This window comes from Kineococcus glutinatus (assembly GCF_039542765.1).
Taxonomy (GTDB): domain Bacteria; phylum Actinomycetota; class Actinomycetes; order Actinomycetales; family Kineococcaceae; genus Kineococcus_A; species Kineococcus_A glutinatus.
Genome location: NZ_BAABIL010000067.1, coordinates 1 through 5,418 on the forward strand (window position 1 = coordinate 1; position 5,418 = coordinate 5,418).

Below are 5,418 nucleotides of genomic sequence, written 5' to 3' on the forward strand. Positions count from 1 at the left end.
CGGCGCTCGCCGGCCTCGGCCTGGCCGCCCGCTCGGGCCGCACGGCGCGCTCGCGCACCTGGCAGTCGTTCTACCTGGCCGAGGCGCTCGTGCTGCTGGAGGAACTGCGCCGACGCGGCATCCGGCACCTCCACGTCCACTTCGCCAACGGCTCCGCCGACGTCGCGCGGCTCGTCGTGGCGATGGGCCGCGCGCTCGACGGCCCGCAGGCGGGGTGGCGCTGGACGCTGTCCATGCACGGCCCCACCGAGTTCGAGGCCGTCACCGCCCACGACCTGCCCGCCAAGGTGCGCTCGGCCGCAGCGGTGGCGTGCATCAGCGACTTCTGCCGCGCGCAGCTGATGCGGCACTCCGAGCCGTCCTCGTGGCCCAAGCTGCACCTGGTGCGCATGGGGGTCGACGCAGCGCGCTTCACCGACGCGTCCGCCGAGCGCGCACAGCGCCCCACCGGCCCGCTGCGGGTGCTGTTCGTGGGCAGGCTCGTCCCCGAGAAGGGGCCGGCGCTGCTGCTCGACGCCGTCGCGGAGCTGCGCCGGCGCCGCGGCGCGGCGGCGGTCGAGCTGCGGGTGGTGGGCGGGGGCCCGCTGGAGGACGGGCTGCGCCGGCAGGTGCGCGCCGGCGGCCTCGGGAACGCGGTGTCGCTGCTCGGGCCGCTGGCCAACGAGGAACTCCCCCCGCAGTACCGCTGGGCCGACGTCTTCTGCCTGCCGAGCTTCGCCGAAGGGGTTCCCGTCGTGCTGATGGAGGCCATGGCCACGGGGCTGCCGGTGGTGACGACCGCCATCGCGGGTGTCCCGGAACTCGTGCGCGACGGGGAGAACGGCCTCCTCGTGCCGCCGGGGCGCGTCGACGCACTCGTCGACGCGCTCCTCGCCCTGGCGGACGACCCGCGGACGCGGCACCGCCTGGGTGCGGCGGGACGGGGACGGGTGGTCGGCGAGTTCGACCCGGCGCTCAACGCGGACCGCCTCGTGGCGGCCCTGCAGGACGGGGCGGACCGTGCTCACGGGTAGGGGCCTGCTGGGCGGCAGGGGCCGGCGGGCGCAGGCGTGGGCGTCCCGGCAACCGCAGGTGCTGCGCGACGCGGCCGCGTTGCGCGCCGGCGCAGCACCCGGTGCCGTCGCCTACCTCGGTTTCGCCGGCCAGCACAACCTCGGTGACGACGCCATCCGGGACGCCCACGTGCGCTGGACCCTGGGGCGGGACGTGCAGCAGCTGCCGGTGCACCACACGCGCGAGGTGCTGCGCCGGGCCGGTGCACCGCCGCGACCCCGGCCCGTCCTGCTCGGCGGCGGCACGCTCGTCGGGCGGGCCGACTGGCTCGAGCGCGTCGCGCTGTACCGCGACCGGGGGTGGGCCTCCGCCTGGGCGATGCTGGGCGCGGGCGTGGAGGACCCCGGGTTCGCGGGCCGGTCCACCCACGCCTCCTGGGACGACCTGCGGCGGTGGGCGGACGTCCTGCCCCTGTTCGGCGACGTCACCGTCCGCGGGCCGATGTCGCAGGCGCTGCTCTCGGACGTCGGCGTCCGCAGCCGCGTGGTCGGCGACCCGGCGCTGCTGTTCGCCGACGCCGAGCCCTTCCCGCACGTGCGGGAAGATCTCGTGGGCATGAGCGTCGCGACACCGGAGGACCTGTGGGGCGGCGACCCGGCCCCGGTCGTCGAGGCCCTCGGCGAGGCGGCGCGGCAGCTGGTGCGGGGCGGCAGGCGCCTGCGCGTCATCGCGCTCGCCGCCCAGGACCTCGCCCCCTCCCGCGCGGTCGCCCGGGCGGCGGGGGTCGCGGACGCCGTGGAGGTGCTGGCCCCCGCCACCACCGCGCAGCTGCTCGAGCAGCTGCGGCCCTGTGCCGCCGTCATCGGGCAGCGCCTGCACTCCGTGGTGCTGGCCGCCGCCGTGCGCGTGCCGGCCCTGGCGGTGGAGTACCGGCCCAAGTGCCTGGACTTCCAGCGCTCCATCGGCCGCGGCGCGCACGCGGTGAGCAGCGCCGGTCTCGCCGCCGGCGACGTCGTGGAGCGCACCGAGGACCTGCTCGAGCACCGCGACGCGCACAGCGCGGCCGTGTGGGCGGGTGTCGAGCCGCTGCTGCGCGAGCTGCGGTGCGCCGCACCGGGGGTGCGCACCCAGCTGGGGCTGGCCGAGTTCGCACCCGCGACCGCCGCACCCGGCGCCTGACCCGGGAGGAGTGCCGTGCTCGCCTTCATCACGTCCGTGCGCCACCCCCGCAACTCCAGCGACTACGGCCGCGTGGAGGAGCTCCTGCGGCACACCCTGGCGTCCGTCTGCCGGCAGACCTGCGACGACTTCACGGTGGTCGTGGCGTGCAACCGCGTCCCGGCGGGGACGTTCGACCCGCGCGTCGAGTTCGTGGTGGTCGATTTCCCGCCGCCGGTGACCACCGCCGGCCCCCGCACCGGCCGCGAGGCGGTGCTGCGGGACAAGGGCACCAAGATGGCCGTCGCCCTGCTCGCAGCACAGCGCCACCGGCCGGACTACGTCATGAAGTTCGACGCGGACGACTTCGTCAGCCGCCGGCTGGCGGAGTTCACCTCCGGTGGGAGCGGGCCGGGCTGGTACGTCGACGAGGGTTTCGTCGTGTCGGCGGACACCCTCCTCATCACCGGTTGCGCCGACTTCAACTCCCGCTGCGGCACGTCCGAGATCGTCGCCAACCGGATGTACGACCTCCCCACCGACCTGCCACCGCTCGACGCCGGGCAGGACGAGCTGAGCGCCCGGCTCGGCACGCGGCTCGTGCGCGACCTGCTGGGCTCGCACCGCTCCACCGTGAGCCACTTCGCCGCCGCGGGCAGCCCGCTGCAGCCCGTGCCGTTCCCCGCGGCGGTGTACGCGATCGCCACCGGCGAGAACCACTCCGGACGCACGTGGATGGACCGGGGCCGCCCGGTCACCCGCGCGCAGGCGGAGGAGTTCGGCATCGCCCACCTGCGCCACCCCCGCGCGTGGGTGGCGCTGGCCCGGCAGGAGGCCGCCCGCGCCGGATCCCGGCTGCGCCCGCGCACGGGCCACCCGGGGCCCGGGGCGACGGGCTAGGGGGCAGCGGCCACCGTCCTGCGCCGCGCCCGGAGGCGGTCCCGCGCGGCGGCCACCAGGTGGCGGACGTCGCGGGAGGCCAGCAGCACCACGGCGGCGTACACGGTGCCGCCGACCGCGGCGAGGAGCACGAAGCCCCAGCCGTCGAACACCGCCGGCCGCAGGTGCTTGAGCAGTTCCACGACGCCCGCGGTGGGCAGCGCCGCGAGGAACAGCGGCACGATGCCCCCGTAGCACGACCACGGCAGCCCGCACACCCGCTTGAGCACCGCCAGGCGCAGCGGCCAGACCGCGAACGTGCGCAGGACCGTGCCGATCGCCACCCACACCAGGCCGTGGGGCGCGGTGAGGAGCACGACCAGCACGTGCAGCGGGACGATGAGCGAGGTCACCAGCAGGTCGGTCCCCGGCCGCCCGTGCGCCAGGTACATCGCCCGGTCGTAGTAGTTCATCGACGCCGCGATCCCGGACAGCGCCATGACCGCCGCGACGTCGGCGCTGGGCCGCCAGTGCTCCCCGAAGACGAGGGGGACCACCGCGTAGCTGGTCGTGCCGGCGAGCAGCATGACGGGGACCACGAGCAGGGCCGTGTACGTCAGCGACCTGCGGTAGAGGCGGTGCAACCGCTCGGGGTCGGCCCTCAGCACCGAGAAGGCGGGGAGCATCACCTTCTGGATGACGCTCACCGACAGCTCCATGAGGATCTGCACGATGCGGGTGGCGATCGTCCAGTACCCCAGCAGCACCGCACCGCCCACCGCGGCGATGATGAACTGCTCGGCCCGGTCGCGGAACTGGACGAGCAGGTTCCCCGCGAGCACCTTCCAGCTGAACGAGAGCATGTCCCCCGCCTCGGCGCGGTCCCACAGCAGGGCGGGGCGCCACGACGAGCAGCGCCACAGCAAGGCGCTGGTCACGAGCGCGGTGACCACGTTCTGCGCCACCAGCGCCCAGACCCCGGCGCCGCCCAGCGCCAGCACGAGCACCACGGCCGTGCCGCACAGGGCCGCGACCGTCTGGCAGACGGCCAGGCTCCGGAAGCGCATCTCCCGCTGCAGCAGGGCCCACTGCACGCTGCCGAACCCCACCAGCGGCAGCCCCGCGGCCAGCACCACGAGGACCGGCGCGAGCTGCGGCTCGCCGAACACGGCGGCCAGGGGGGTGGCGGCGAGGACCAGGGCACCCGCGCAGACCGCGCTCACGCCCAGGGCCGTCCAGAAGGCGGTGCTCGTGACCCGCCTGTCCAGCGTGGCGCGCTGCACCAGGAAGGAGGAGAAACCTCCCTCGGTGACGGCCTGCAGAACGCTGACGAACGCCGACGCCAGGGCCACCAGGCCGAAGTCGGCGGGTTCGAGGAGACGCCCCAGCAGGACGAAGGCCCCCATCGTCGTCAAGCGCAGCAGCCAGGCCTGCGCCGCGGACCACCCCACGCCGCGCACCATCCGGCCACCCAGGCCCGCCGCCGGGTCGGCCGGTGCCCCACCGCTCACAGCAGCGCCGCCAACCGCACCGAGACCGCGTCCCACGAGCACCACGACAGGTCGGGCCCCGCCCCCGCCTCCCGCTGCGCCCCCACCGCCGTCGCCGCCCGCAGGTGCTGCGGCTCCAGCCGCCCCGGCACCAGGTGCACCCAGTCCGCCCCGACCCGCTGCCGCAGCTCCTCGAACACGGGGGTGGCCGGCAGCAGGACCGGCCGCCCCAGCGTCAGCGCCATCAGCGCGCTGCCGGAGTTCGTCACCCGCCGGTAGGGCAGCACGACGGCGTCGGCGGCCGTGACGGCGGCCGTCAGCTCCTCCTGCGCCAGGAACCGCGGCACCAGGACGATCCGCGGGTCGCGCCGCGCGGCCGCCCGCAGGTGCTCCGCGGTGTCCTCGTCCTCGGGGGCACCGCAGAGCAGCAGCCGCTCGTGCGGGTCGGTGCCCGCGGTGAAGGCGTCCAGGACGGCGTCCAGGCCCTTGTAGGGGCGCAGCCGGCCGAACGTCAGCAGCACCCTCTCCCGCGGCTCCAGCCCGAACCGGCGGCGCGCGGCGCTGCGGTCGGGCACCGGGCCGACGACGGGGCGGTAGTCCCCGTGCGGGATGACGACGCGCACCAGCCGCCGGGCGGCCGGCACCTCCCGCACGAACTCGGCGGCCCCGGCCGCCGTGAACGTGTGCAGGTGGGTGGCCAGCAGCGCCAGCGAGCGCCACATCACCCGCTCCAGCGCGGGGTGGGGCACGTCGTGTCCGCGGGTGTTGTGGACCGTCAGCAGGATGCGGTGCCCCAGCGCGCGGGCCAGCCGGCAGCGCGCCAGCAGCCGGCGCAGGCCCCGCCGGGCCGCGGCGCGCTCGCCCGCCAGCGCCCACTCCGGCCACTGGAGGTTGACCC

At 76.2% G+C, this 5,418-nt stretch carries 5 protein-coding genes; 3 read left to right on the forward strand and 2 right to left on the reverse strand.

Features of this window, described 5'->3' with window-relative positions:
* From ABEB16_RS03490 to ABEB16_RS03500, 3 genes are all read left to right on the forward strand, one after another.
* Window positions 1-1,013, forward strand: a 1,013-nt coding sequence (locus ABEB16_RS03490; protein WP_345710882.1) for a glycosyltransferase, incomplete at its 5' end; no start/stop codon positions are given.
* Window positions 1,000-2,172: a polysaccharide pyruvyl transferase family protein gene (locus tag ABEB16_RS03495; RefSeq protein ID WP_345710883.1), complete on the forward strand. Its 1,173-nt coding sequence runs from the start codon at window positions 1,000-1,002 to the stop codon at window positions 2,170-2,172. The genes ABEB16_RS03490 and ABEB16_RS03495, both read left to right, overlap by 14 nt.
* A 15-nt stretch (window positions 2,173-2,187) precedes the next feature.
* A complete protein-coding gene (locus tag ABEB16_RS03500; RefSeq protein ID WP_345710884.1) occupies window positions 2,188-3,051 on the forward strand; it encodes a glycosyltransferase family A protein in 864 nt (287 codons plus the stop codon).
* Here the strand turns inward: ABEB16_RS03500 and ABEB16_RS03505 are convergent.
* Window positions 3,048-4,541, reverse strand: a complete 1,494-nt coding sequence (locus tag ABEB16_RS03505) for a lipopolysaccharide biosynthesis protein (RefSeq protein WP_345710885.1) — start codon at window positions 4,539-4,541, stop codon at window positions 3,048-3,050. The genes ABEB16_RS03500 and ABEB16_RS03505 overlap by 4 nt on opposite strands.
* Window positions 4,538-5,418, reverse strand: an 881-nt coding sequence (locus ABEB16_RS03510) for a glycosyltransferase (RefSeq protein ID WP_345710886.1), incomplete at its 5' end; no start/stop codon positions are given. The genes ABEB16_RS03505 and ABEB16_RS03510, both read right to left, overlap by 4 nt.